Source organism: Paucibacter sp. M5-1 (genome assembly GCF_027498415.2).
Classification (GTDB): domain Bacteria; phylum Pseudomonadota; class Gammaproteobacteria; order Burkholderiales; family Burkholderiaceae_C; genus Roseateles_E.
Genome location: NZ_JAPZLM020000001.1, coordinates 2,402,433 through 2,427,165 on the forward strand (window position 1 = coordinate 2,402,433; position 24,733 = coordinate 2,427,165).

Below are 24,733 nucleotides of genomic sequence, written 5' to 3' on the forward strand. Positions count from 1 at the left end.
AGAACCGACTCTGTGTCGCGACCGGAGGACGGCTGCATGACAACTATCGGCATCATCGGCGCGGGTGAGATCGGTAGCCAGGTTGCACGCGCTGCGATCAAGGTGGGCTACAAGGTCGTCGTCGCCAACTCTCGCGGGCCCGAGACGCTGGGGGCGCTCATTGCCGAGCTAGGCCCTTCGGCGCGCGCAGCGACTGCCGCAGCCGCTGCGGCTGCCGGCGACTTCGTCGTCATCGCAGTTCCGCTCAAACTTGTCAACGACATGCCGGTAAAGGAACTTGCGGGCAAAATAGTCCTCGACACCAACAACTACATGATCTGGCGCGACGGCCACTTCCCAACGATCGACTCTGGGAGGCAGACTGTACTCGAGCTACGCCAGGAGCAGCTACCAACCTCCAAGGTGGTGCAGGCCTTCACTCATATCCAGGCTCCTCGGATAACGACCGCCGGTTTGCCGGCACACGACCCACGTCGATTGGCGCTACCAACCTCCAGCAACTATCCGGACGCGGTTGAACTGGTCACTCGCCTGTTCGACCAGCTCGGGTTCGACACGGTCAACAACAGCCCCCTCAGCGAGTCCTGGCGCACGGCACCTGGTCAGCCGGCGTGGCGGGCGCTGCAACACCAAACGCGCCGAGAACTCATCGCAAACATCGAAAGAGCGCAGCGAATCATTCTGGCTTAGCGCCCGATCAGCAACAACGGGAAAGGGCCGGTGGCGCCCTTCCAAAGCTTTGAACAGCAGCCATTCAGGCGCTAGTTGACGGCGACAGCTGAGGGCAGCCAGACTAAAGGACCGCAGCACCATTGACACCGGTCGCGCAAGCGAGCAGTTGCAGCTAGCGCTGGTCGTGCAGATCAAGATTGAGGCTGCGTCTCTGGACAGCACCTGCGTGAAGGTGCATCCCGATGGCACGGGTGCGCCAAAAAGAAGCGGTCCGCAGGATATCGGCAAATCCCGTGGCGGATGGAACACCAGAATCCACCTCGTCGCGGCGAGAGCGCACGCATCCATAACAGGGCCTAGCGCAAAGCACGACAACCAACCACGGCATCACCCACTGCTTGATGAGGTCGCACGCCAACGAAAACTATGTCAAGGTCTGGCCGGCTGGGCATGCTTGGAGGCGTCGCGAATTCCTGCCTCACGATCGCTCGCGCCGGCTAACTGCACATGGTTGAGATCTGCGCATAGGCAGCGACTCCCGCTGTTCGTCCGTTTCGAGCGAACTCACGCTGACCAGCGCCAAGCACTTCCTGTAGGCAAAAAGCAGGCCAAACAGCATGCCGCTGGAAACCACTCGCTTCCCAGTTCGCGGCTGCTCGTTGGGGCGTACCCCCGATGCCAAGTGCGGAGATTGGCCGCTAGACCGGTAGCGCGTGACCGCTGTCCGTGGTGTGCACAAAATTGCGCCGCCACAGGACCAGAAGCCTGCTCGCGCGCATCAGGCCCCCCCGCTCTATAGCGGCCGATGCGCCGGCTATGAGCGAGCAGCATCACGCCAAGGCGACGGCTGACAATGACACCCGACCACCGGCGGCAAACTGGGCCTTCACTTGCGTGCCGGCCCAACAGGCCTTCGGCGCATGCTTGGCGAGCTCAGAGGCGCCGTAACAGCCCGAGCGGCTGGTACCCACCACGCGAGACAGGCGTCCTTACTTCTTGGCCATGTTCCTCGTGCAGGTGAATTCCACCGATCAAGGTGTCAGGGAAGACTAGCCCAGCACATCTGTGCGCAGCATGTCCGGTGCCGACTGCAGAGCCAATTCAGGCGCGCAACGACAGGCTGGCCTGTGCGACTGTCTTCATCAACGCGATGCTCGACTATCAGCAATATTCCGTGCCGAGTAGTCCGAAAGACCGAGAGCGACGGCTGCCTTTGTTGCGCTGTGGCTGTGAGCAGCGATTTCTAAGCTGTCGTCCATGTTGACGGCGATCCAGCACCAACCATCTCGGCGCTCGCCACGCAACGTGAAGGACTCATCGCATGACTCTCAATGATCTCATCACTACGGCCGGAGCTGACGGCGCCACGAGCTCCGGTGCCGCTGACTCGTGTGCCGATGCCGCTGTGCCACAGGCGTCTTTCCATTACGCGCAAGTCCACATCGGCGCTTGACCTCACCACCCAAGGAGTGCTCCTCATGTTTCCGTACAAGTTCATCGTCCCCTTCCTTAGCGCCACGGCGATGGCGACCGCTGTCGCCCAAGAGGGTGGCTCTGCCTCATCGGCAGAGGCCACTACCGTCGTCCTCGTGCATGGCGCCTTTGCCGACAGCGCGAGTTGGAACGGTGTAGTGCCGCTCCTACAGGCACGCGGTCTGCGGGTCGTCAGCGTCGCCAATCCGCTGCGCACATTGCGCGGCGATGCAGCCTACCTAGGCCAGCTCGTTGAAAGCGTGCCCGGTCGTGTGGTGCTGGTTGGCCATTCCTACGGTGGCGCCGTCATCACGAATGCGGCCAAGGGCCGCAAGAACGTTAAGGCTCTTGTATACGTGGCGGCGTTCGTCCCTGATATCGGCGAGACAGCACTCGCGCTGGCCGGCAAGTTCCCCGGCGGAACGCTGGGCGAGGCGCTCGACAAGCCCGTGATGCTCGGCGACGGTGGCAAGGACCTTTACATCCAGCAGGCAAAGTTCCACCAGCAGTTCGCGGCAGACGTGCCGAAGGCCACCGCTGAGCTAATGGCGGCAGCGCAGCGCCCGATCGCGGAGGCAGCGCTCACGCAGGCCTCCGGCGCGCCGGCGTGGAAGGACGTTCCGTCGTGGTCGATCTACGGCACCGCGGATAAGAACATCCCGCCGGCTGCGATGCGCTTCATGTCGGAGCGCGCGGGCGCGAACAAGGTGGTCGAGGTCGAAGGCGCCTCGCACGTCGTCATGGTGTCTCATCCAGACAAGGTGGCCGCGCTCATCGTCGAGGCCGCGCTGTAAGGGAGTGTTCACAAGCCTCCGCCCCAACCGCAACCCCATCCCCCACCTTAACAAAGGAATGCAATCATGAAACTCCGCAACGGACTCACTTCCCTTCTTCGCCCCGAAGACTCTGTACTCGTCTTGATTGATCACCAGCCATACCAAATGGCGAACTTGCACAGCCACGAGCCGCAGATGGTGATCAACAACACAACGGCTCTGGCAAAGGCAGCCAAGGCCTTCGGCGTTCCCACCATTCTGACGACGGTCGTCGCCGCACGCGGGGGGCTGCTGTTCCCACAGATAACCGATGTTTTCCCCGGCCAGGAAGTGATCGACAGGACGTTCATCAACACCTGGGAGGACAAGAAGGTCGTGGACACTGTCAAGGCGACCGGCCGCAAGCAGTTGATCATTGCTGGCTTGTGGACCGAGGTGTGCGTTGCGATGCCGGCCATCCAGGCCATCGGTGAAGGCTGGGATGTGACGGTAATCACCGATGCATCGGGAGGTACCTCCGTCGAGGCCCATCAGGTGGCGATTCAGCGCATGGTCGCTGCCGGCGTAAACATGATGACCTGGATGGCGCTGGCGGCCGAATGGCAGCGTGACTGGGCAAGAGCCGAGTCTGCCGGAGCACTGACGGAAGTCCTCACGCAGCACGGTGGCGGCAGCGGCATCGCCTACCTGTGGGAAGTGCAGTTGCTCAATACGCCCGCTCCGAAGAGCGAAGGCTGATCCAAGCGGGATGGTCCGGGCTTCAGAACGACACGCCTGAGCGGCGTTTGCCTGGGCCGTCTTTGAGCCCAACTCGACGGAGGCCGTCCACTCTTCACTCCCCCGAAGGGAGGGCCAATCATCGCAACGAAAGGAATATCAAGATGCCGCCTAACCACTTTCCCGTTGGACTAGAAATGGACGTCTCCTATGCCAACTTCAATGTCAGCCTCACGCTGCTGTCAAACGCACAACTAAAGTTTGAGATCAAGGATGGTCCGTTCGCCAGAACCGAGGTTGTCGACATCGAAGTCGTATCGCTGAGCAATGGTCTGTTCGCGGTCAGTTGGAAGGAGAAATCCGGGGCGACCGTCACGAACGTGCAGGACTACGACCGTGAGTTCATCCACTCGTTCGCCACGCTGCCAGGCGGACAGTTCATGCGCATGAGCGGCAAGCTCACGGTCACTCGTGCGGCTGATCATGCCTCCGACCATCGCCCGCAGCGCAACAAAGCTCTGGTGCTCGAGGCGATGACCTCGCTGTTCCAGCGCCACGAGCCAACGGCCGTCGAACGCCTCTACGCCGAGGACTACATTCAGCACAACCCAAATATCCCCCAAGGTCGCGAGTCGTTGCGCGCCCTTGTCGCTGGCATGTCGCCAGCCGTTTACTACGAGCCGGGCCTTGTCGTTGCAGAGGGTGACCTGGTCGCCATCCACGGCCGCATCCGTGGATGGGCAGAAGCACCACAGGTGGTGGTCGATCTCTTCAGGGTTAAAGACGGCAAGCTCGCCGAGCATTGGGACGTGCTGCAGGACGAAGTGCCAGCGACGAACGCCGTCGGCGGCATTTCGATGTTCGATCCCGGGGAGGCAGCGACATGATTGAGCTGGTCATCGAACGACGCCATCTCGACCTGGGTGGCGGGATGAATGTTGGCCGCGTCCTGCCAACTGCAACGCGCCGCATGATCGGCCCTTACATCTTCTTCGACCACATCGGTCCGCTCGACTTGCCGCCAGATGTGGACCGCAACATCGATGTGAGGCCGCACCCGCACATCGGTCTGTCTACTGTCACCTACCTGTTTGCCGGGCAGGCCATGCACCGCGACAGCCTCGGCTACGAACAGACGATCCGGCCGCGAGAGGTCAACTGGATGACCGCTGGCCGCGGAATCACGCACAGCGAACGCTTTGAGCACGCGCGGATGCAAGGCGATCATCTGCATGGCATGCAGGCATGGATTGCGCTACCAACCGAGTACGAAGAGACAGCGCCCAGCTTCTCGCACCATTCCGAAAACGATCTACCGCGATGGAGTGAAGGCGGAGTGCAGGGGCAACTCATCGCCGGCTGCGCCTACGGCATGACAGCGCGGACTGCAACGCATTCGCCACAGTTTTATGCACACCTCAGCATGACCCCAGGTGCAACGGCCGAAGTACCCACAATCCATGCGGAACGCGCGGTGTACATCGCTACGGGGGTGGTAGAACTTGGCGGTTACACCTTCAACGCCGGCCAAATGCTGGTGCTGGGTGCAGGCGCGTCGCGGGTGCGCGCTATCGAGCAAGCCGAAGTAATGGTTCTCGGCGGCGAGCCAATCGGCGAACGCTTCATGCTCTGGAACTTTGTTTCGTCATCGAAGGATCGCCTGCTGCAGGCTGCCGAGGACTGGCAGGCAGGACGCATGAGGCTGCCAGATGCCGACAATACCGAGTTCGCTCCCATGCCAGACCTTCTCACGTCTCGCGGTTCTTTGTCGTGAGCGGCTTGGTTTTCACTCACCCGAGGGGAGTTCACGATGAACTGAGGATTGCCTGTCACATCAACCGACGAGTGGCGTCTTGACCAGCAACCTCGTCCACGAGGGCACGTAGACACTAGGCCCAAACGCCATGATCCACAACTCCGAAGTCTTCTCCTGCATTCGCAACCAGCAACACGCCACCACAGATGGCCACGAAGGAAAGTTCGATCGATGCACTTGGCACTGATGTTGAGCGACTGGGCTTGAAGGACACCCGTGCCTGCCTCGATAGGCCTTGACACCCACTCCAAAGGAACCTCCCATGACCACCCGAGATGTTGTTTTCCCCGCCGGCCGCCAAGCACTTTACGACAAGAATCGCTACTCACCGGCGATTCGAGCCAACGGCCTACTCTTCGTTTCTGGACAGGTCGGCAGTCGCGAGGACGGATCGCCGGAACCGACGCTAGAAGGCCAAGTGCGCGGCGCCTTTGACAATCTCAACGCGATCCTCGCTGCTGCCGGCTGCAGCTTTGCCGACGTGATTGACGTGACGGTCTTTCTCGTCAACCCTGAGCAGACCTTCGAAAAGGTTTGGCCTATCGTCACCAACGAGTACTGGGGCTCAGCGCCGCATCCCACACTGACCGGCATCGGTGTGACTTGGCTGTACGGCTTCGACTTTGAGATCAAGGTCGTAGCGAAGTTGCCGGCGTGAGAGTACCCACCCGCGTTCACGGGTCGGTGAGGGGGATACCGTGTCCAAGGTGCGGCGTCCTTTTGCGAGGCCATGAACCCAGCAAGCACGGCGTATACCGTGAAAGACGCTCGCCATAACGCTGAGGAAATTTACGTGGGCGATGCGGCAAAAAGACTGGGCATTCACTTGCCGTCAACCGCGGACTGTACAAAGGACAAGCCTTGAACGCCAATCTTTGCGGCGTACTGAACGGTCATTCGCCTTACACCGTGCGGTAGATCAAGGAGGTCCGCTGACGTCGAGAGGAAATGCAAATGCCACGCTATCCACCTGAAGATCACCGGCATCCGATGCTGGTCTACCTGTTCACCACGTTAGCCGCCTGGGCGGCAACGCTGGTAACAGCGCTCTGCTTCACGACTGGCCACGTGGCGGGTGCCACCGCGCCTCCCACTCATCAGCATTCAAATTCATGGACACCATTCTCATCACCGGAAGCTCCTCCGAACTCGGAATTGAAACCGCGCGGCTCTTCCTGAACCGTGGCTGGCGCGTTGTCGCAACGATGCGCACACCACGGGACGATCTCCTACCCGCCACGGATCGACTGCGAGTCCTGGCATTGGACGTCACCGACCCGCAAAGCATCGAGCAGGCCCTCGATGCCGCGGGTCCCATTGAGGCCTTGGTGAACAACGCCTCAATTGGGTTGATGGGTGCATTCGAAGGGTACTCTGTCTCAACGGTACGCAAGCTCTTCGAGACCAACACGCTCGGCACGATGGCAGTTACCCAATCAGTATTGCAGCAGTTCCGGCAACGCAAACGGGGCGTGATCGTGAATGTGTCCTCCTCGATAACATTGAAGCCATTGCCGCTATTGGCGGCATACACGGCAAGCAAGGCTGCAGTCGAGGCCTTCTCCGAGTCGCTTGCGCTAGAACTCGATCCGTTCAATGTTCGAGTGCGGCTGGTACTGCCCGGCTTCGGCCACGGGAACCTCTTGAGCGAGATTGCAGGCGAACGGATGCACCACAGCATTCCAAAGCCTTACGCGGAGTTTGCGGCAAAGGTACTTGCAAGCGGGAATGTTGAACCCGCTGTCACTCGCTCCTCAGAGGTTGCGGAGGCTGTGTGGGTTGCTGTGACGGATCCTTCGCTTTCGGTACGCGTGCCGGTGCGCGCCGCCGAGTTCGCATCCGCTATCAAACAAAACAACTTGCCGCCATGATCGCCCCCGTCCCTACTCGCGTTTGCCACCGCGCGACTCATCCAAGCCCACAATTTCCGTGGGGAGCGCTCTTCACCCCTGCAGCATCTGCAGGGCACGTTGCACGTCCGGTGTGTCGAAGCCTTCCGTGTAACGCTCCAACACGCCGGCGAGCAAGGCACTGGCATCGTCACGCTGGTTCTGGTTCAACCAACATTGAGCCAGGCTCGTTGCTGCGCGCAGCTCCCAGGAGAGAGCTCTTGACGCTCGAGCCAAGTCAAGGGCGCGGATGAACCATTGCTCCGCCTCTTGGGGCGCTGAGCCCTGGCGCAGCAGCCTCTCGCCTTGGGCGCGCAGCACCTCCGGCGCACACCAGGGGCAGTGGCCGGCCTCAGCCCGAAGCAAGACCTCCCCGCTCAGCAATTCATCGCTGACCGTCGTCAACATCTCGAACTGATGAGGAACGCGAAGGACGCCGGGCGAGTGAGGCACAACCACGCCCTCCGTACCGTAGGCAAGGGCGTCCTTGTAGGTCTGGGCCCATGCTTTCCAAAAACCCAGACGGCGGTCCGTTGCCACTTCCATCAGAGAGTCGGCCTGCCGACCTAGCTCTACCCAACGGCCACACCACAGCAGCACTGCGCAATGCCCGAACAAGGCGAAGCACAGCGACAAGGCATGTCGTGTCGATCTAGCGGACTGAACGGCCTCGGCCGCCACCTCAAGCGCCTGAGTGGGAAGGCCTTGAATCCACAACGTGTGCGACAGGAATGCATTAATTACCGAGTGAGGATCGAGCCGAAATTGGCCGAAATTGCCGTGAAGATCAATCCGGCGAATGAGGCCGATGGTGGCCATCGCCTCGCCTCGAGACGCAGCCAGGTCACCCATAAAGTGCAGGGACACTTGCATCACGTTCCCGCTCTGGATCTCTGCCTGCGGATCAGTACCAAGGGGCGTCAGATTGGCGTGCTGATGCGCAAGGGCGAGTGCCGCAGCATAGTCACCCGTCGAACAGCTCTGAGCACAAAGCCCCCACAGAGCCATACGCTCGAAGTGCACGTTCCGCAATCGGCGTGCGAGGTCGTAGGCTCGTCCGAATGCCCTTGCCACCTCGGGGCCCGTCCCTTTGATGTGCCAGTAGCACAGACCAAGCAGATTCCACATGCGCATCAAGGCTTCCTCAGGCTGCTCAGCCAGATCGCCCGCTTTCTCGAGTGCTAGTTCAGCCCTTTCCCGGTACTCGTCCAGCAGGGAGCGCTGAAACCAGACTGAAGCGGTCGCCGACAGCAATCGCATGCTCATGCGAGGATCACGCAACGTGGAGAAGCTCATCTGGACCGCGAGTTTTATGTCGTCGATCCAGCGGGCATCACCCGCGTCCCCGACGGCCCCATCAAACGGCGACGCAGATTCCACGCGTTCGAAGACGATGCAAACGTGCAGCGCATGAGCGCGGGACGCCGCCAACAGTTCCCCCGCCTCCTTCAGCTTCTCGTGTGCATAGGCTCTCGTCGTCTCGAGCAGGCGATATCGCCCGACGTCGGTACCTGTGTCTACGGTAATCAAGGACTTCAGAACCAATTCATCGATAGCATCGAAATAATCGGTCGTCAAATCATCCTCGCAAACTGCCACGGCAGAATCGAAAGAGAAAGCACCGGCAAAGACCGACAGGCGCCTAAGTACCGCTTTCTGGTCCTCGGAAAGCTGCTCGTAACTCCAATCAATTGCAGCGCGCAGCGTCTGTTGACGCGGCAGCGCAGTACGCCGCCCCTTGGTAAGGATGGCAAAGCGGTCTTCCAGCCGTGCCGCCAGACCGGGAAGCCCGAGCTGCGCGACCCGGCCTGCTGCGAGCTCGATCGCCAAAGGAATGCCGTCCAGGCGCCGGCAGATCTCGATGGCATGGGGCACGTCGTCATCTCTGAAGAGGAACCCAGCGAAGTTCGCGGCGATTCGCTGCGTGAACAGCTGAACCGCAGAGAACTCCTCGGCTTGCTCGACCGTGAGTCGCCCTGAAGCGGGCGGCAGTTCCAGCGAAGCCAGCCGGATGACCCACTCTCCCATCGCTCGTGTGGGCTCGCGGCTGGTTGCTAGGACGTGCACGCCAGGCGCTGCGATTAACACCGCTTCAGCCGCTGCCGCGGCTGCTTGCACAACATGTTCGCAATTATCGAGCACGATCAGCATGTGTCGGTCGGCCAAAAGCTCACCGAGTTCGCCTTCATGCAATACGGGCCGCGTTGGATCGACGGCGTGGGCCCACACGTTCGCGACCTGCTGCGCATCAGAAAGCGGCGCGAGATCGACGAACCGAACGCCGTCACGATAGTTGGCCGTCAGCTGCGCTGCAGCGGCAATGGCGACGGTCGTTTTTCCAACGCCTCCAGCACCCACAACGGCCACCATCCGATTCTTAATGACCATGCCGCACACTTCGCTGATAGCCTCCTCGCGGCCGACCACATTGACCAGTAGTGACGGCAGATGGCTGCGTCCCTCATGCGGCATCGACATGGTCTCGTTCACACCATCAGGCGTTGATGGTGAAACGTCCTCCACAAAGCAGTAACCGCGGCCCGCAACGTTGACAATGTAGCGACGCAAGTCTCCGTCGTCGCGCAGAGCCCGACGCAGCGCTGCAACATGGACGCGCAGACTACCTTCGTCGACGACCACTTTCTTCCAAACGCTGGCAATCAATTCGTCGCGGCCAACGATCTTGCCTGCGGCTTCAACCAGAACGATCAGGAGGTCCAAAGCTCGACCGCCCACGCGCACCGGAGCATTCCCTTCGAGCAGCAAACGCTGGGCTGGCAAGAGTTTGAACGCTCCGAACTGCCAAGCTTGCGGCTGATTCATATTTCTAACCTCATCGTCGCCGACGTCAAATGACTCACTTCAGGACCGCACTGCTGCAGCCGCGCAGGCTGCACGTCCAGCTCGTCGAAGCCTTTCAAATACTGTTCCGCCACGCTAGCCAACAACGCGGCGCCTCGGCATAGCGGTGCGGACTCGCTAACCATTGATTCGATCCTGCAACGCCCAGGATGGGGCCGGCAAAGATCGAGCAGCAACTTGCCGAAGCCAGCCAGTTCGAGCGCGCGCGATGAGCCCTTCACCTTGCGCGGAGCAGCATCGGCCTGCCGCAAGGCAGACCAAGGACTACCCTTCGAGCAGCTCCTCTCCGGCTGTGGCTATCAGTTCAAGCTGGCACAGGGCAGTTACTGCGTTGCCGCCCGGCACGGTCACGCCCTTCGGAACTAGGCATGAGCATCCTTGATGATCTTCCCCCATTGCCTTTCAGAGACGAACTCTGCTGCGCATATCGCCGAATTTTCTTTGCATCGGTACGAGATCCCCATAACTGCACAGCCTCCCTCCACATTCTGGCGCGAGCAAGGCGTCATTGCACTGCCTAAAAATGCCGTCGGCTGACTAGAAATGCCATCACTGATCAGCTGGTCGACAGCCGTACGCGTAAAGTCGTGACTGAGGTGTCGCGCATCGAAATCGTTGAGCAATGCCCGGCTGTACTTGGCGGTCGTGCTAGACCTGTACGCGCGCAAGGTCGTGGGCTGGGCAGTGGCGCCGAGCATGCATGCCGAGCTGGTGTGCGCGGCGCTGCTACTGGCCATCGCGCAACGCCACCCAGCGCTGGGCCTGATCTTGCATTCAGACCCAGGCAGCCCGGTACGTCAGTGCGCCGCATCAGGCGCTTCTGGCCAGCCACGGCCTTGCCGGCAGCGTTAGCCACTAGGGCAACTGCTGGGACATTTAATCTACGATGGCCCCGAGCACTGCTTCCGGCCTGACTCGTGCTGGGATTGGTGTAATGCCTTTGCGTTGACATGTCGGTCTGATTCGGTGCTCACCTCGGCAATGCCGAGCCTGCTGCGAGTGACCTAGTAGGAGCCTTTTCGGGCTGACACGCTTCCTCGAACAGAGCGGGATCGCAATTCTCGAGATCAACCGGCCGAACCGTTCCCGCCGTCGCAATCGAGGCAAGAGCGACCAGACCGATGCCGAGCGTGCAGCGCGCGCTGTCCTGGCCGATGATGCAACCGGCGCCCCGAAAGCCCAGAGCGGCCTGGCTGAGGCCCTGCGTACTCTGAGCATCGCTCGCCGCAACGCAGTCGAGCGCCTGTTCCGCCGACTTAAGGGCTATCGCCGCATGTTCTCCCGCTTCGAGAAACTCGACGTCATGTTCGCCGCTTTCATCAGCTTCTCCTTGATCGCTGATGGATTGCGTTTGTGTTCGTGGGCCCTAATGCCTCCGAGCAGGTGCGGGGTGTGCCTTAGGAAGCCTCCTAGGTGAGCCGATCTGCACGCCAAGCTGCGGGGGAGGCCCCGGTCATATTGCGAAACGTCCTACCGAAATGGACGGCATCGGCGAAACCCGTCATCTGTGCGACATCATCGAGCGACAACCGCGTTTCCAAGAGAAGACGTTTGGCGCTTTCAATGCGAGATTGCAGTTGCCACTGATAGGGTGCCAAGCCTGTGGAAGCCTTGAACGCCCTGCTGTAGTAAGACTGAGACAACCCCGCTAAATCAGCAAGCGTGGCTAAATCGACACGCGCAGGCAACTGAGCATCAAGAAAGCTGATGGCGTCTCTCAGTTGCCGCGGGGACAGCCCAACAGGCACCTTGACACTCGACTTGGGACGCTCGAACAAAAGCACCGCTATGGCGGATGTCAGTGCGTCTCCATAAAGCTGCGCCGACGGATCCGGGTTCTCTACTTCGTCCGCCAAAAGCTTGCATAAGGACCAGATTCTTATGTCCGTAAAGCGAAGCCTCGGAACATCGGCCGTGCTGACTTCGGCGATGCCAACGCGAGCCCGTAAAGCTGCGGCATCAAAACTCAGACCGACGTCTTTGACAAAGCGTGAATCTGGCGTGAAGCCCCAGAGCTCCAGTCCAGCAGGGGCAAAATGCATGTGCTGAGGTTTGTATTGGACCGGACACGGCGCACTTGCTTTCAGTCTTGGCTCGCAACGCCCCGGGCCGACCTCTTCCAAGATCGCGCCAAGTCGAGTACTACTTTCGTTCCGTAGTCGATGCAAGACACGCCCTGCGCAAGTGAACTCCGTCACCTCAACACGAACGCCATTCCAGTCTCGACCAGCCATGGTCACACTAACAAGGTTTTCGGGTAGTTCAGATTCGTTCTGCATGTGCGGGAGCCATTCAGCAGTAGATGAAGCGATCAGGCAACTTTCAGAAAAGCGTCATGCTGGCTTGCAAGCTCCTTGAACCCTGCAGCACCGATGGTGCATGCTCTGAGCGCGGCTGGAGAGGCCCCGAAGCGCAGTGAAAAACGATCAATTAATCAGCTCCTGACGCCCCAGGTAGCACGGCCGCCTGGGCTGCTGCCGGCCCTCTATAAGTTAACGTTGCCAAACGCTGGGTAGCTTTGCCTCGAATTGTAGGACCGGTATATAGGGCGGATTCGATCGTCATCGCAACGCGTGAGCTGCTACTCAGGGTAACGATTCAGCAATTTTAGAGTGGCGGAACGCTCCGCCCCCCCCGAGCAGAAAAAGGTCCGCTGCGGGCGCAGTGAATGATGCTTAACACTGATTAACCGGCTTTGCCACCGTTGGGCGGGGCCCACGCCTAGAGTATGCCGATCAGACAAGCATCTCAAGATTCAGCCATGACCAAAATCTTCCAACCTCTTCGTGCACTTCCTCGCCACAACGACCCTCTCCTCGCGGTCGGAATCAACGCTGCGTTGGTTTCGGCGCCAGGAATCGAAGTTGTAGCGGCTCCGGAAGGCTCATCATTTCCGGATGTCGAAGTTGTGATTGGCGACTACGAGAGCGGCATGGCATGGGCGCATCACCAGAGGTTCCACTCATCAGCAGCCCGGCGGTCCCCGGGCGTGGTCGTCATCACCTGGCGCAATAGCGAGTCCGATGTACGCACTGCGTTGCAAGCCGGCATTAGCGGCTATCTGCTCGGCAACTGCGGACTGAACGAACTCGTGGATGCAGTGCGCATGGTAGGCCGCGGCTCTCATTACATTTGCGAAGTCGCCGCAGCGCTTGTGGCGAAGAGCTTGACGCGTACGCCATTGACCATGCGGGAGCGGGAGATTCTGCGCTTGATTGCAGATGGCATGTCCAACAAATCAATTGCATCGGAGCTCGACATTGCCCTAGGTACGGTCAAGGCCCACGCCAGGGCGATACAGGACAAGCTAGGCGCACGCAGCCGCACGCAGGCAATCGTCGCGGCTGCTGAACAAGGGCTACTGGGGCCTCACTCGCCGCTGCGTCCGGCCGCAGCTCTATACGGTCAGCACACTTCGATAGCCGCTGCAGGGCGATCTCACCAGTAGGATCAGATCGCTGGCTCACCGCGCTTGCGGTGGGCATGATTCTGAATGACGTTGCTCATCATGAGAGGCGAAGCGTAGGCGCAGCGCGGGCCGTCTCTACGCCTTGGCTTATGAGCCGCGAGACGCCAGGGACTAACGACTGTGTGCAATGGGATGGACGCCCCCGCCCGTAGACGGCATCGAAGTGCCACAGTGGATGTGTCGGTAGCCACTCGATCGGAAGGAGCAACCGCCATAGAGATTACGACAATCAGCCTTGATCTGACCAAGAACGGTACTCAAGTTCACGGGGTCAACGAACGCGGGAAGAATCAGCAGCCATCACTTGAATGGTGACCGGGTGCACATCCAACCCATTCAGCAAGTGGCGGTCTGACCAGGGTGGCAACTGGCATCCGCAGGGACTGCGCGATGGCATTCAGCACCGAGCCAGTATCGGCGTAGATCGACGGTGACTCGCTCGCGGCGAATCACCGAGCGCGGCGCATCGCTTGTCGCTTTGGCCATGATCGCCAGTGCACCCACACTCGGGCTGGACGGACACTGATTTTCAGCCAATTTTCAGCAACCCTAGGAGCAGCCGAAACAAGATTCCTGGGGTCGAGAAGCGGTGACTACACACCCGAGGCAATCGATTCAAAACTGGCACCAGACTGGCACCAGCAAAAACCGGCCAGGAAATGTTGGTGACCACTATCGATAAAATCCTTGTAAAACTGGTAGGCCGTGCAGGACTTGAACCTGCGACCAAAGGATTATGAGTCCTCTGCTCTAACCAACTGAGCTAACGGCCCCCTGGGGGAGTACCGGCCTTGCACCGGAAGCCGCGCATTGTATAGGCGCGCTTGCGGCGCTTGTCCGATGCGCGCCCTACTTCTGCGACAGCGCGTTCGTCACCATCCGCGAGGTGATGTCGACGATCTGGATCATGCGGTCGTAGGCCATGCGGGTCGGGCCGATCACGCCGAGGGTGCCGACCACCTGGCCGTCGACCTCGTAGGGGGCGGAAACGATGGACAGTTCCTCGAAGGGCACGACCTGGCTCTCTCCACCGATATAGATGCGCACGCCCTCGGCGCGGCTGGAGACATCGAGCAGGCGCATCAGCTGGGTCTTCTGCTCGAACACATCGAAAAGGCGGCGCAGGCTGCCCATATCGTTGCTGAAGTCCTGCATCGTCAGCAGATTGCGTTCGCCGGAGATCACGACGCGCTCTTCCTCATGCTCCAGCGCCTCGGTGCCGACCTGCACGGCCGCGCTCATCAGCCGGCCGATCTCGCCGCGCAGCGCATCGACCTCGCTCTTGATGCGCTCGCGCACCGCCTCCAGGCTCAGGCCGGCATAGTGGGCGTTGAGCCGGTTGCTGGCCTCGGCGAGCTCGGGCTGGGTCAGGTCTTGCGCGGTGAAGATCACGCGGTTCTGCACATCGCCGTCGGGCGAGACCATGATGACCAGCACCCGGCGTTCGCCCAGGCGCAGGAACTCGATGTGATGGAACACGCTGGGCTTGCGCGGCGCGGTGACGACGCCGACAAAGCTGGACAGATTGGACAGCAGCTGGGCCGCGCTGGCGATCACGCGCTGTGGCTGGTCGGGCTGCAGCTGCGAGCTTTCGATGGGTCGCAGGTCGGCGCCGACGATGGAGGCGGGCTGGGCCGTCAGCATGGTGTCGACGAACAGCCGGTAGCCACGCGCGGTCGGGATGCGGCCGGCGCTGGTGTGCGGGCTGGCGATCAGACCCAGCTCCTCCAGGTCGGCCATCACATTGCGTATCGTCGCCGGGCTCAGCTCCAGGCCCGAGGCCTTGGACAGCGTGCGCGAACCCACGGGCTGGCCGTCCGCGATATAGCGTTCGACCAGGGTTTTCAGCAGTGATTTGGAGCGCTCGTCGAGCATGGTTTTCATTGTACGGACTACCGCGCCCGAGTCAGCGGGTGTTCACATCGCTGTGGTGTAATTCTGCGCATGGCCAAGCGTTTTCAACATGTCGCGATCGTGGGCAAGCATCAGGCCCGGGGTATACGCCCGGTACTCGAGGAAATTGCCGACTTCGTGACCGGCCTGGGGCTGGATGTCTCGCTGGAGCGCGACACCGCGCTGAACACCGGCATTACCGACTTCGAAGCCCTGTCCAACGAGGAGATGGGCGCGCGCTGCGACCTGGCCATCGTGGTCGGCGGTGACGGCACGATGCTGGGCTTTGCCCGCGAGATGGCCCGCTATGGCACGCCGCTGGTGGGCATCAACCAGGGCCGGCTGGGCTTCATCACCGACATCTCGGTGGAAAAATTCCGCGAGGCGCTGGCGCCAATACTGGCCGGCGACTTCGAGATGGAGCAGCGCGCGATGCTGGAAGGCGCGGTCTGGCGCGATGGCGAGGTGATCTTCTCGGGCCTGGCGCTCAACGATGTGGTGGTCAGCCGGGGCGCGACGGCCAGCATGGTGGAGATCAAGGTCGACGTGGGCGACGAGTTCGTTGCCAATATGCGGGCCGACGGCGTGATCGTCGCCTCGCCCACCGGCTCGACCGCCTACTCGCTCTCATCGGGCGGGCCCATCCTGCACCCCAGCATCGCCGGCTGGGTCTTGGTGCCGATTGCCTCGCATGCCTTGTCCAACCGTCCCATCGTGCTGCCCGATACCGGCGAGGTCAGGCTGGAGATCGTGGCCGGCCGCGATGCCAGCGTCAATTTCGATATGCAAAGCCTGGCCAGCCTGCTGCACGGCGACCGCATCACGGTGCGGCGCTCGGCCCACAAGGTCTGCTTTCTGCATCCGCAGGGCTGGAGTTATTACGCGACCTTGCGCCGCAAGCTGCGCTGGTACGAGGGAGTGTCCTGATGCTGCGCCGACTGAGCCTGCGCGATTTCGTCATCGTGCCGGAGCTGGAGCTCGACTTCGCCGGCGGCTTCGCCGTGCTGACCGGCGAAACCGGGGCCGGCAAGTCCATCCTGGTCGATGCCTTGCAGCTGGCGCTGGGCAGCCGTGGTGACGCCGGCGTCGTGCGCGAAGGCGCGGCGCGGGCCGAGATCAGTGCCGAATTCGACTGCCCGGCACGGCTGAACAACTGGCTGGACGAGGCCGGCTTCGACAAGGGCGACAGCCTGCTGCTGCGCCGCGTCATCGACGCCCAGGGCAAGAGCCGCGCCTGGATCAATGGCAGCGCCGCCACCGTGGCCCAGCTGCGCGAGACGGCCGACAGCCTGCTCGACATCCATGGCCAGCATGCCTGGCAAGGCCTGACCCGCCCGGCCTCGGTGCGCGCGCTGCTGGACGCTTTCGCCGGCCTCGACAGCGCGCCGCTGGGCCAGGCCTATGCGCAATGGAAGCAGCTCAGCGAACGACTGGAGGCCGCGCAGACCCGCTCGGGCGAGCTGGGCCGCGAGCGCGAACGCCTGGCCTGGCAGATCGACGAGCTGGCCAAGCTCTCGCCCGGCGCCGACGAGTGGGACGAGCTCAATAGCGAGCACCAGCGTCTCTCGCATGCCGCCGCGCTGATGGAGGGCGCGCGAGCCGCGCTGGAGGCCATCGAAGGCGGCTCCGGCGAGGCCGAACAGAGTGCCGAGAGCCTGACCGAGCAGGCGCTGGACAAGCTGCAGCAGGTGCTGGACTACGACAGCACGCGCCTGGCACCGGCGGTCGAGGCGCTGCAGGGCGCGCAGGCCCAGCTGCGCGATGCGGCACACACCCTGTCCACCTATCTGCACGGCGCCGATCTGGAGCCCGAGCGGCTGCAGGAGCTGGACGAGCGCCTGTCGGCCTGGATGAGCCTGGCGCGGCGCTACCGCCGCCCACCGGCCGAGCTGCCGGCCCTGCTCTCGCAATGGCGGGCCGAGCTGGCGGCGCTGGACGAGGCCAGCGATCTGGCCGCGCTGGAGAAAAGCCTGGCTGCGGCCCGCAGTGCCTTCGAGCGCGAGGCCAGGCGCGTCAGCCAGGAACGCGGCAAGGCCGCGCCCCAGCTGGCCGCAGCCGTCACGCAGGCGATGCAGCAGCTGGGCATGGCCGGCGGCGCCTTCGAGGTGGCCTTGCTGGCGCAGGACCAGCCGCAGAGCTTCGGCCTTGAATCGGTGGAATTCATGGTGGCCGGCCATGCCGGCAGCACGCCGCGGCCGCTGGCCAAGGTGGCCTCGGGCGGCGAGCTCTCACGCATCGCGCTGGCGATCGCGGTGACGACCAGCCAGCTTGAGCAGGACGGCGCGGGCACGCTGATCTTCGACGAGATCGACGCCGGCGTCGGCGGCGCGGTGGCCGAGACCGTGGGCCGGCTGATGAAGCAGCTGGGCCGCGAGCGGCAGGTGCTGGCCGTCACCCACCTGCCCCAGGTGGCCGCCTGCGCCGACCATCACTACCTGGTCTCCAAGGCCTTGCGCGCCGGCACCACCGCCAGCGAGGTGCAGGCCATTGCCGGCGAGACCCGGGTGCAGGAGATCGCCCGCATGCTGGGCGGCGAACGCCTGTCCTCGGCCAGCCTGGCCCATGCGCAGGAGATGCTGGCGCTGTCGGCGACGGGCGCACCGCGCGGCCAGCAAGATATCAAGAACAGGACGACGAAATCATGAGTGGCGCAGTTCCGCAAAGCGATGTGGTGCTGGTCACCGGCATGGCCGGTGGCGGCAAGTCGGTGGCCATGCATGCGCTGGAGGACGCGGGCTTCTTCTGCGTCGACAACCTGCCGCCCGAGCTGCTGACCCCTTTCCTGGCGGTCGAGAAGCAGCGCGGTGAGCGCCGGGTCGCGATCGCCGTCGATGTGCGCAGCGAGGGCTCGCTGCCGCATCTGCTGCCGCTGATCAAGCAGCTGCGCGGCGAAGGCGTCGCGGTGCGCTCGATCTTTCTGGACGCCAATGACGAGACCCTGGTGCGGCGCTTCTCCGAGACCCGCCGCCCTCACCCGCTGCGCAGCGGGCAGCGCGACGCGGGCAGCGATGGCGGGGATGCGCACCGCGCCCTGCTCGACGCGATCTCGCTGGAGCGCGAGCTGCTGGCCGCGCTGCGGGTCGAGTCCACCGTGATCGACACCAGCCTCTTGCGCGCGGCCCAGCTGCGCGCCTGGGTGCGCGATCTGGTCTCGGTCAAGGGCGAGTCACTGACCCTGGTGTTCGAGTCCTTCGCCTTCAAGCATGGCGTGCCCAGCGATGCAGACTTCGTCTTCGACGTGCGGGTGCTGCCCAACCCCTATTACGACCGCGAGCTGCGTCCGCTGACCGGCCGCGATGCGCCGGTCGCCGACTATCTGCAGGCCCAGCCCGAGGTCAATCTGATGCTGGGCCAGATCAGCGGCTTTCTGCGCCAGTGGCTGCCCAATTTCGCCGCCGACCAGCGCAGCTATCTGACCGTTGCGATCGGCTGCACCGGTGGCCAGCACCGCTCGGTCTATCTGGTCGAGACCCTGGCCCGGCAGTTCGCCAGCCACGGCCATGTGCTGAAGCGCCACCGCGAGCTGGACGCCAAGTAGTCGCTCAGACGGCCCGGGATTCCTCGTCGCGGGCCGACATCAGCACCAGGGCGACGACGGTGACGACCGGGAACAGCAGCACCATGCCCACCATCCAGCCCAGCAGCGGCCGGCCGTCGCGCTTGAGCGCCAGCGCCATATAGGTCCAGTGCGCGATCAGGCTGGCCGCCAAGCCCAGGGCCAGCAAGGTCATCTTGGCGCCGTTGACATCGTCTTCGGAGGCGCCGGCCGAGATCAGGAACCAGAGGCAGCAAGCCGCCACCAGCAGGGCGATCAGGGCGGATTCGACAGCGCTTTTGACCAGGGGCTTCATGCTTCGATGGATAATGGAATGCGGTGGCGCAGCATACGCCTAGACGATCAGCTTTTTCAACGGTGCCGGCAGCGCATAGTCAGCCAGCTTCTCACGCGCCACCCAGCGTCCCGAGCCGACGACGGCCGCGCTGTCGAGCACGGCGCGGCGCGGATGCAGCACCCAGTCGAAATGCGTCAGCGCATGCTCGACCCTGGGCATCACCTCCAGCTCGGCACCGACCAGCCGGGCCTGGCTCAGCATCGCCTGCTCGTCGTCGAACATCGGCAGCGTCCACAGGCCGGCCCACACGCCGGTGTCAGGGCGCTGCTGCAGCAAGACCTGACCCTCATGCTCCAGCCACAGCCACCAATTCTCGCGCCGGCCGCGCTTGAGCTTTCTGGTCTTGACCGGATAGCGCGTCGGTTCGCCCTCGGCGCGGCCACGGCACAGCTCGCTGACCGGGCATAGCAGGCACTGCGGCGCGCGCGCGGCGCACAGACTGGCGCCCAGATCCATCAGGCCCTGGGTATAGGCGCCGATATCGGCAGCTGCGGTCGGCAGCAGATCCGTCGCATGCCGCCACAGCAGCTTCTCCTGCGCGCTGCTGGCCATATCACCGTCGAAGGCCAGCAGCCGGCTCAGCACCCGCTTGACATTGCCGTCCAGGATCGCGACCCGCTCGCCGAAGCAGAAGGCCGCGATCGCCGCAGCGGTCGAGCGGCCGATGCCGGGCAGCTCCTGCAGCTGCGCCGCACTGGGCGGGAACAGGCCGCCATGCTGCTGAGCCACAGCCACCGCGCAGCGATGCAGATTGCGTGCGCGGCTGTAATAGCCCAGGCCGGCCCACATCGCCAGCACCTCGTCCAGACTGGCCCCCGCCAGATCGACGACGCTGGGAAAGCGTTCGAGAAAGCGCTGGTAATAGCCCAGCACCGTGCTCACCTGGGTCTGCTGCAGCATGATCTCCGACAGCCAGACTCGGTAGGGGTCGCGGGTGTTCTGCCAGGGCAGGGCATGGCGGCCGTGCTGGCGCTGCCAGGCCACCAGCACAGCGGCGAAGTCGGCGGGCAGGACTATTTCTTTTGGCATGAGGGACAGAAAAAGGTCGAACGCTGGCCCTGGACGATGCGGCGTATCGGCGTGCGGCAGACCCGGCAGGGCTCGCCCTCGCGGCCATAGACCTGGGCCTGCATCTGGAAGCTGCCGGCCACGCCGTGGGCGTCCTTGAAGTCGCGCAGGGTTGTTCCCCCCGCCTCCAGTGCGGCACCCAACACCTGGCGCACGGCGGCCGCGAGGCGTGCGCAGCGCGGGCCGCTGAGGCGGCCGGCCTGGGCGCGCGGGTCGATGCCGGCCAGGAACAAGGCCTCGCAGGCGTAGATATTGCCGGCGCCGACGACGATGTCGCCGGCCAGCAGGGCCTGCTTGACCGCGACACGGCGGCCCGACAGGCCCACTTTCAGATGCGGGCCGTCGAAGCGCGGGTCGAAGGGCTCCAGCCCGAGGCCGGCCAGCAGCTTGGCCGCCGGCCCCTGCTCCAGCGATTCGGACCAGACCACGGCGCCAAAGCGCCGCGGGTCATTCAGCCGCAGCAGGCCCTGGCTGGTGCGCAGATCGAAATGGTCGTGCGGCCCCGGTTCGGCCGGCCGGGTCTGGAAGGCCAGCGAGCCCGACATGCCCAGGTGCAGCAGCAGGCCGCCTCCCTGAGAGCCTGCGCCTTCGCCGCCGCCATGCAAGGGCAGCCACAGGTATTTGCCGCGCCGTGTCACCGCGCCGACCTCGCGGCCCAGCAGCGCCTGCTCGGCCACGCCCAGCGGCCAGCGCAGCGGCTTGCCCAGGCGCACCCCTTGCACGCGCGCGCCAGCGATCGCATCGGCAAAGCTACGGCGGGTGACTTCGACTTCGGGCAGTTCGGGCATGGCGCGGATGATAAGTGGCCGCCGGCATGGCCCTGGTCCGAGGGCGCACTTCTAGAATCAACAACAATCCAGCAATGTGGCGCTTGCATAGTGGGCGCAACACGAACGCTGTTCTCAGGAGCTGTCATGCCCAAGTTCTTCCCTCGCCCGAGCGGCCCGGCCCGGCTGCTGGCGGCCTCCGGCCTTGTTGTGCTGGCCTTGCTGAGCCCGCTGGCCCAGGCCAGCACGGCGGCCAGTGCGCCCACGCCCAGCAACTCCGATCTGGACGCGCCGCTGTTCTACCAGCTGCTGGTCGGCGAGATGGAGCTGCGCTCGGGCCAGCCCGGCGTGGCCTTCCAGGTGCTGCTCGATGCGGCGCGCCGCACCAGCGACGGCGAGCTCTACCGCCGCGTCGTCAATATCGCGCTGCAGGCCCGCGCCGGCGACCAGGCCCTGATCGCGGCCCGCGCCTGGCGCGAAGCCATCCCCGACTCGGTCGAGGCGCACCAGATGGTGATACAGCTGCTGGTGGCGCTGAACAAGCCGGAGGAAGTGGTGGCGCCGCTGCGCAGCATGCTGGCGATCACGCCCGAGCCGCAGCGCAATGTGGTGCTGGCCTCGATCCCGCGCCTGTTCCAGCGCGCACCCGAGCCCAAGCGGGTCTACACCGCGCTGGCCCCGGTGCTGGAGGCGGCGTCCGCACAGCCGGCCACCCGCATGATGGCCTTGCTGGTGCAGGGCCGGCTGGCGCTGAGCGCCGAGCAGGCGGACAAGGCCCTGAGCCTGACCCAGACTGCCGCCAAGGACTTCCCCGAGGCCGATGAGCCGCTGCTGCTGGCGCTGGATCTGCTGCCCAGCAGGTCCGAGGCCGAGAGCCTGATCGCCGCCCGCCTGCAGGCCAAGCCCGATCACTACGATCTGCGCCTGGCCTACGGCCGCGCGCTGGCACGCGCCCAGCGCGCCGCCGACGCGGCCCGCGAGTTCCGCATCGTCACCCAGGCCAGGCCGGACGACAGCCAGCCCTGGTATGTGCTGGGTGCGCTGGAGCTGGACCTGCGCCATCCCGAGGCGGCCGAGAAGGCCTTGCAGGCCTTTCTGGAGCGGCTTGACGACAAGGACGGCAACAAGGACTCCCGCCAGCAGGCCTGGCTGCTGCTGGCCCAGGCGGCCGAGATGCGCGGCGACCTGAAGGCGGCCGAAGCCTGGCTGGCGCGCATCGACAACCCGCAGCGCGCGCTGGAGGTCACTTATCGCCGCGCCTCGCTGCTGGCGCGCCAGGGCCAGTTGGCCAAGGGCCGTGCGCTGCTGCAGGCCCTGCCGACCGAGCGCGACGAGGATGCACGCGCCACGCTGATGGCCGAGTCCCAGCTGCTGCGCGATGCGCGCCAATGGGAGGCCGCTCACCAGGTGCTGGCCCAGGCCAATACCCGCTTCCCGGCCGATGCCGACCTGATCTACGAGCAGGCCATGATGTCCGAGAAGCTCGGACGCATGGACGAGATGGAGCAGTTGCTGCGCCGTGTGATGGAGATCAAGCCCGAGCACTACCACGCCTACAACGCGCTGGGCTACTCGCTGGCCGAGCGCAACGAGCGCCTGCCCGAGGCCAAGACCCTGATCGCCAAGGCGCTGGAGTACGCGCCCAGCGAGCCCTTCATCGTCGACAGCCTGGGCTGGGTCGAATACCGCATGGGCAATCACGCGGAGGCGCTGCGCCTGCTGCGCCAGGCCTATCAGTCGCGGCCCGATGCCGAGATCGCTGCCCATCTGGGCGAGGTGCTGTGGGTCAGCGGCCAGCAGGAAGAGGCCCGCAAGGTCTGGGGCGAAGGCGCCAAGCGCGACCCCAAGAACGAGGCCCTGCGAGAGACGCGCCAGCGCCTGAAGGCCGGCCGATGAGCCGACGCTGGGCTGGCCTGGCACTGGCGGTCTTGCTCAGTGCCTGCGCCGGGCTGCAGCCGCCGCCGGTTCACATCCCCACCGAAGGCGATCTGAGCCTCAGCGGCCGGCTCTCGGTGCTGGTCGAGGGTGGCCAGGGCGGCAATGCCGCCTTCGAGCTGAGGGGCTCGCCGAGCGCCGGGCAGCTGGAGCTCAGCACGCCGCTGGGCAGCCTGCTGGCGCGCGCGTTGTGGTCACGCAGCGAGGTGTGGCTGCAGACGCCCAAGGAAGAACGCCGCTTCGATGATCTGGACTCGCTGAGCCGCGAACTGCTGGGCGAGGCGATCCCGGTGGCCGCACTGTTCGATTGGCTGCGCGGCCGGCCCTGGCCCGGCGCAGCCAGCGAAACCCTGGCCGGCGGCGGCTTCTCGCAGCTCGGCTGGCAGGTCGATCTGTCCCGGTTCGATACCGGCCTGGTGCTGGCCAAGCGCCAGGCCGCGCCTGCCGTCACCCTGCGCGCCCGCCTGGAGCGCTGATTTCTTTTTGTACCTATGCCTCTCGCTCTCTACGATGTGCCGGCCCCGGCCAAGCTGAATCTGTTCCTGCATGTGGTCGGCAAGCGGCCCGACGGCTACCACCTGCTGCAGTCGATCTTTGCGCTGATCGACTGGGCCGACACCCTACACTTCGAACGCCGCAGCGACGGCCGGCTGGCCCGCCATGATGGCGACCATGCAGCGGCCACCCTGCCCGCCGACGATCTCTGCCTGCGCGCCGCGCGCCTGCTGCAGACCGAGAGCGGCTGCGGCCTCGGGGCCGACATCCATCTGGCGAAACGCCTGCCGGCCGGCGCCGGCATGGGCGGCGGCTCCTCGGATGCCGCCTCCACCCTGCTGGCGCTGAACCGGCTCTGGGGCCTGAACTGGCCGCGCTCGCGTCTGCTGGCGCTGGGCCTGAAGCTGGGCGCCGATGTGCCCTTCTTCATCGGCGGGCGCAATGCCTTTGTCGAGGGCATCGGCGAGATCCTGCACCCGATCACCCTGCCGCCGCTGGGCTTTGCCGTGCTCAAACCGCCCACCGGCATCTCGACACAGCAAATATTTTCGAGCCCCCTCTTGGCAAGATCGAAATCCGTGGCTATAGTAGCGGGCTTTCCTGCACACAACAGCAGCGAAGACAAAAACGAAACATCGAGTGCAACAGCAAGTAGTTCGCAAAATGTTTTGTCAGCGTCGCAAGCGGCTGATGTGGTGAGATTGGATGCGCAAGGTGTGGCGCTGCTGGCGAATGGTTTTGGTCGAAACGACCTGCAAAAACCGGCCGAGGCAAGCTGCCCCGAAGTGGTCCAGGCTCTGCAACTGCTAGAAGAACGATTCGGCAATAGCCGGATGACGGGCTCGGGCAGCGCGGTATTCGCGAGAGTGGATACGGCAGCGGGCGGGAAAGATGGCATGTCTGATCTGCCCACCGGATGGGTTGCTAAGATATGCCGCAGTTTGGACGTTCACCCGCTGTGCGGATGGGCCGAAGACTGAGCAAGGTTATAGGGTGCTGCAGCTCTGC

At 63.8% G+C, this 24,733-nt stretch carries 20 protein-coding genes, 1 tRNA gene and 3 pseudogenes; 17 read left to right on the top strand and 7 right to left on the bottom strand.

All coding sequences use genetic code 11. From position 1 onward, the window contains the following. Positions 1 to 36: 36 nt before the first annotated feature. From O5M90_RS11230 to O5M90_RS11265, 8 genes and pseudogenes are all read left to right on the top strand, one after another. A complete protein-coding gene (locus O5M90_RS11230) occupies positions 37 to 690 on the top strand; it encodes an NADPH-dependent F420 reductase (RefSeq protein ID WP_269841122.1) in 654 nt (217 codons plus the stop codon). Between the two features lie 196 nt (positions 691 to 886). After that, positions 887 to 1,012: pseudogene (locus tag O5M90_RS11235) on the top strand (IS5-like element ISCARN85 family transposase); the annotation flags it as partial. A gap of 1,138 nt (positions 1,013 to 2,150) precedes the next feature. Further along, a complete protein-coding gene (locus tag O5M90_RS11240; RefSeq protein WP_269841123.1) occupies positions 2,151 to 2,939 on the top strand; it encodes an alpha/beta fold hydrolase in 789 nt (262 codons plus the stop codon). Positions 2,940 to 3,005: 66 nt separating this feature from the next. After that, positions 3,006 to 3,659 carry a hydrolase gene (locus O5M90_RS11245; RefSeq protein ID WP_269841124.1) on the top strand — a complete coding sequence of 218 codons (654 nt, stop codon included), beginning with the start codon at positions 3,006 to 3,008 and terminating at the stop codon, positions 3,657 to 3,659. A 176-nt stretch (positions 3,660 to 3,835) separates the two neighbouring features. Then, positions 3,836 to 4,525, top strand: coding sequence for a nuclear transport factor 2 family protein (locus O5M90_RS11250; RefSeq protein WP_269841125.1), 690 nt, complete (start codon positions 3,836 to 3,838; stop codon positions 4,523 to 4,525). Then, a complete protein-coding gene (locus O5M90_RS11255) occupies positions 4,522 to 5,412 on the top strand; it encodes a pirin family protein (RefSeq protein ID WP_269841126.1) in 891 nt (296 codons plus the stop codon). The genes O5M90_RS11250 and O5M90_RS11255 overlap by 4 nt, the downstream gene beginning before the upstream one ends. Positions 5,413 to 5,716: 304 nt before the next feature. Then, positions 5,717 to 6,112, top strand: coding sequence for a RidA family protein (locus O5M90_RS11260; protein WP_269841127.1), 396 nt, complete (start codon positions 5,717 to 5,719; stop codon positions 6,110 to 6,112). 454 nt (positions 6,113 to 6,566) lie between these two features. Further along, positions 6,567 to 7,325, top strand: a complete 759-nt coding sequence (locus tag O5M90_RS11265; protein WP_269841128.1) for an SDR family oxidoreductase — start codon at positions 6,567 to 6,569, stop codon at positions 7,323 to 7,325. Positions 7,326 to 7,397: 72 nt separating this feature from the next. Here O5M90_RS11265 and O5M90_RS11270 read toward each other — a convergent pair whose 3' ends face one another. Then, positions 7,398 to 10,166, bottom strand: coding sequence for an ATP-binding protein (locus O5M90_RS11270; RefSeq protein WP_269841129.1), 2,769 nt, complete (start codon positions 10,164 to 10,166; stop codon positions 7,398 to 7,400). Positions 10,167 to 10,835: 669 nt separating this feature from the next. Between O5M90_RS11270 and O5M90_RS11275 the strand changes: the two are divergent. Together O5M90_RS11275 and O5M90_RS11280 are read left to right on the top strand one after the other, a co-directional pair. After that, positions 10,836 to 11,061, top strand: a pseudogene (locus O5M90_RS11275) (DDE-type integrase/transposase/recombinase); the annotation flags it as partial. 366 nt (positions 11,062 to 11,427) lie between these two features. Further along, a pseudogene (locus tag O5M90_RS11280) lies at positions 11,428 to 11,556 on the top strand (IS5-like element ISCARN85 family transposase); the annotation flags it as partial. 58 nt (positions 11,557 to 11,614) lie between these two features. Here O5M90_RS11280 and O5M90_RS11285 read toward each other — a convergent pair. Continuing rightward, positions 11,615 to 12,247 carry a helix-turn-helix domain-containing protein gene (locus tag O5M90_RS11285; RefSeq protein WP_269841130.1) on the bottom strand — a complete coding sequence of 211 codons (633 nt, stop codon included), beginning with the start codon at positions 12,245 to 12,247 and terminating at the stop codon, positions 11,615 to 11,617. A gap of 719 nt (positions 12,248 to 12,966) precedes the next feature. On the opposite strand from O5M90_RS11285, the gene O5M90_RS11290 reads away from it, so the two are divergent. Then, the gene (locus O5M90_RS11290) at positions 12,967 to 13,653 is read left to right on the top strand and encodes a response regulator transcription factor (RefSeq protein WP_269841131.1); all 687 of its coding nucleotides are present in this window, start codon (positions 12,967 to 12,969) and stop codon (positions 13,651 to 13,653) included. A 717-nt stretch (positions 13,654 to 14,370) separates the two neighbouring features. Here the strand turns inward: O5M90_RS11290 and O5M90_RS11295 are convergent. Next, a tRNA-Ile gene (locus tag O5M90_RS11295) sits at positions 14,371 to 14,447 on the bottom strand. A gap of 76 nt (positions 14,448 to 14,523) precedes the next feature. Next, complete coding sequence (gene hrcA, locus O5M90_RS11300) at positions 14,524 to 15,549, bottom strand: heat-inducible transcriptional repressor HrcA (RefSeq protein ID WP_137943771.1); 1,026 nt, start codon at positions 15,547 to 15,549, stop codon at positions 14,524 to 14,526. 69 nt (positions 15,550 to 15,618) lie between these two features. Between hrcA and O5M90_RS11305 the strand changes: the two genes are divergently transcribed. From O5M90_RS11305 to rapZ, 3 genes are read left to right on the top strand one after another with little or no spacing between them, the layout of a single operon-like run. Next, positions 15,619 to 16,494, top strand: a complete 876-nt coding sequence (locus tag O5M90_RS11305) for an NAD kinase (protein WP_137943761.1) — start codon at positions 15,619 to 15,621, stop codon at positions 16,492 to 16,494. Then, complete coding sequence (gene recN, locus O5M90_RS11310; RefSeq protein WP_269841132.1) at positions 16,494 to 18,212, top strand: DNA repair protein RecN; 1,719 nt, start codon at positions 16,494 to 16,496, stop codon at positions 18,210 to 18,212. Before O5M90_RS11305 ends, recN begins: the two co-directional genes overlap by 1 nt. Continuing rightward, positions 18,209 to 19,105, top strand: coding sequence for an RNase adapter RapZ (gene rapZ, locus O5M90_RS11315; RefSeq protein ID WP_137943759.1), 897 nt, complete (start codon positions 18,209 to 18,211; stop codon positions 19,103 to 19,105). Before recN ends, rapZ begins: the two co-directional genes overlap by 4 nt. Before the next feature lie 4 nt (positions 19,106 to 19,109). Here rapZ and O5M90_RS11320 read toward each other — a convergent pair whose 3' ends face one another. Genes O5M90_RS11320 through mutM form a run of 3 tightly spaced genes read right to left on the bottom strand, consistent with a single transcriptional unit; the run spans position 19,110 to position 21,316 of the window. Beyond that, positions 19,110 to 19,418, bottom strand: coding sequence for a hypothetical protein (locus O5M90_RS11320; RefSeq protein WP_137943758.1), 309 nt, complete (start codon positions 19,416 to 19,418; stop codon positions 19,110 to 19,112). Positions 19,419 to 19,457: 39 nt separating this feature from the next. Beyond that, the gene (mutY, locus tag O5M90_RS11325; RefSeq protein WP_262970116.1) at positions 19,458 to 20,489 is read right to left on the bottom strand and encodes an A/G-specific adenine glycosylase; all 1,032 of its coding nucleotides are present in this window, start codon (positions 20,487 to 20,489) and stop codon (positions 19,458 to 19,460) included. Beyond that, positions 20,474 to 21,316 carry a bifunctional DNA-formamidopyrimidine glycosylase/DNA-(apurinic or apyrimidinic site) lyase gene (gene mutM, locus O5M90_RS11330; protein ID WP_269841133.1) on the bottom strand — a complete coding sequence of 281 codons (843 nt, stop codon included), beginning with the start codon at positions 21,314 to 21,316 and terminating at the stop codon, positions 20,474 to 20,476. The genes mutY and mutM overlap by 16 nt, the downstream gene beginning before the upstream one ends. Positions 21,317 to 21,442: 126 nt before the next feature. On the opposite strand from mutM, the gene O5M90_RS11335 reads away from it, so the two are divergent. The 3 genes from O5M90_RS11335 to ispE are packed head-to-tail and all read left to right on the top strand — an operon-like array spanning position 21,443 to position 24,705. After that, the gene (locus tag O5M90_RS11335; protein WP_269841134.1) at positions 21,443 to 23,191 is read left to right on the top strand and encodes a tetratricopeptide repeat protein; all 1,749 of its coding nucleotides are present in this window, start codon (positions 21,443 to 21,445) and stop codon (positions 23,189 to 23,191) included. Next, positions 23,188 to 23,706, top strand: coding sequence for an outer membrane lipoprotein LolB (locus O5M90_RS11340; protein WP_269841135.1), 519 nt, complete (start codon positions 23,188 to 23,190; stop codon positions 23,704 to 23,706). Before O5M90_RS11335 ends, O5M90_RS11340 begins: the two co-directional genes overlap by 4 nt. Positions 23,707 to 23,721: 15 nt before the next feature. Further along, entirely contained in the window at positions 23,722 to 24,705 is a 984-nt protein-coding gene (gene ispE / locus O5M90_RS11345) for a 4-(cytidine 5'-diphospho)-2-C-methyl-D-erythritol kinase (protein ID WP_269841136.1), read from the top strand. The last annotated feature ends 28 nt before the right edge of the window (positions 24,706 to 24,733 follow it).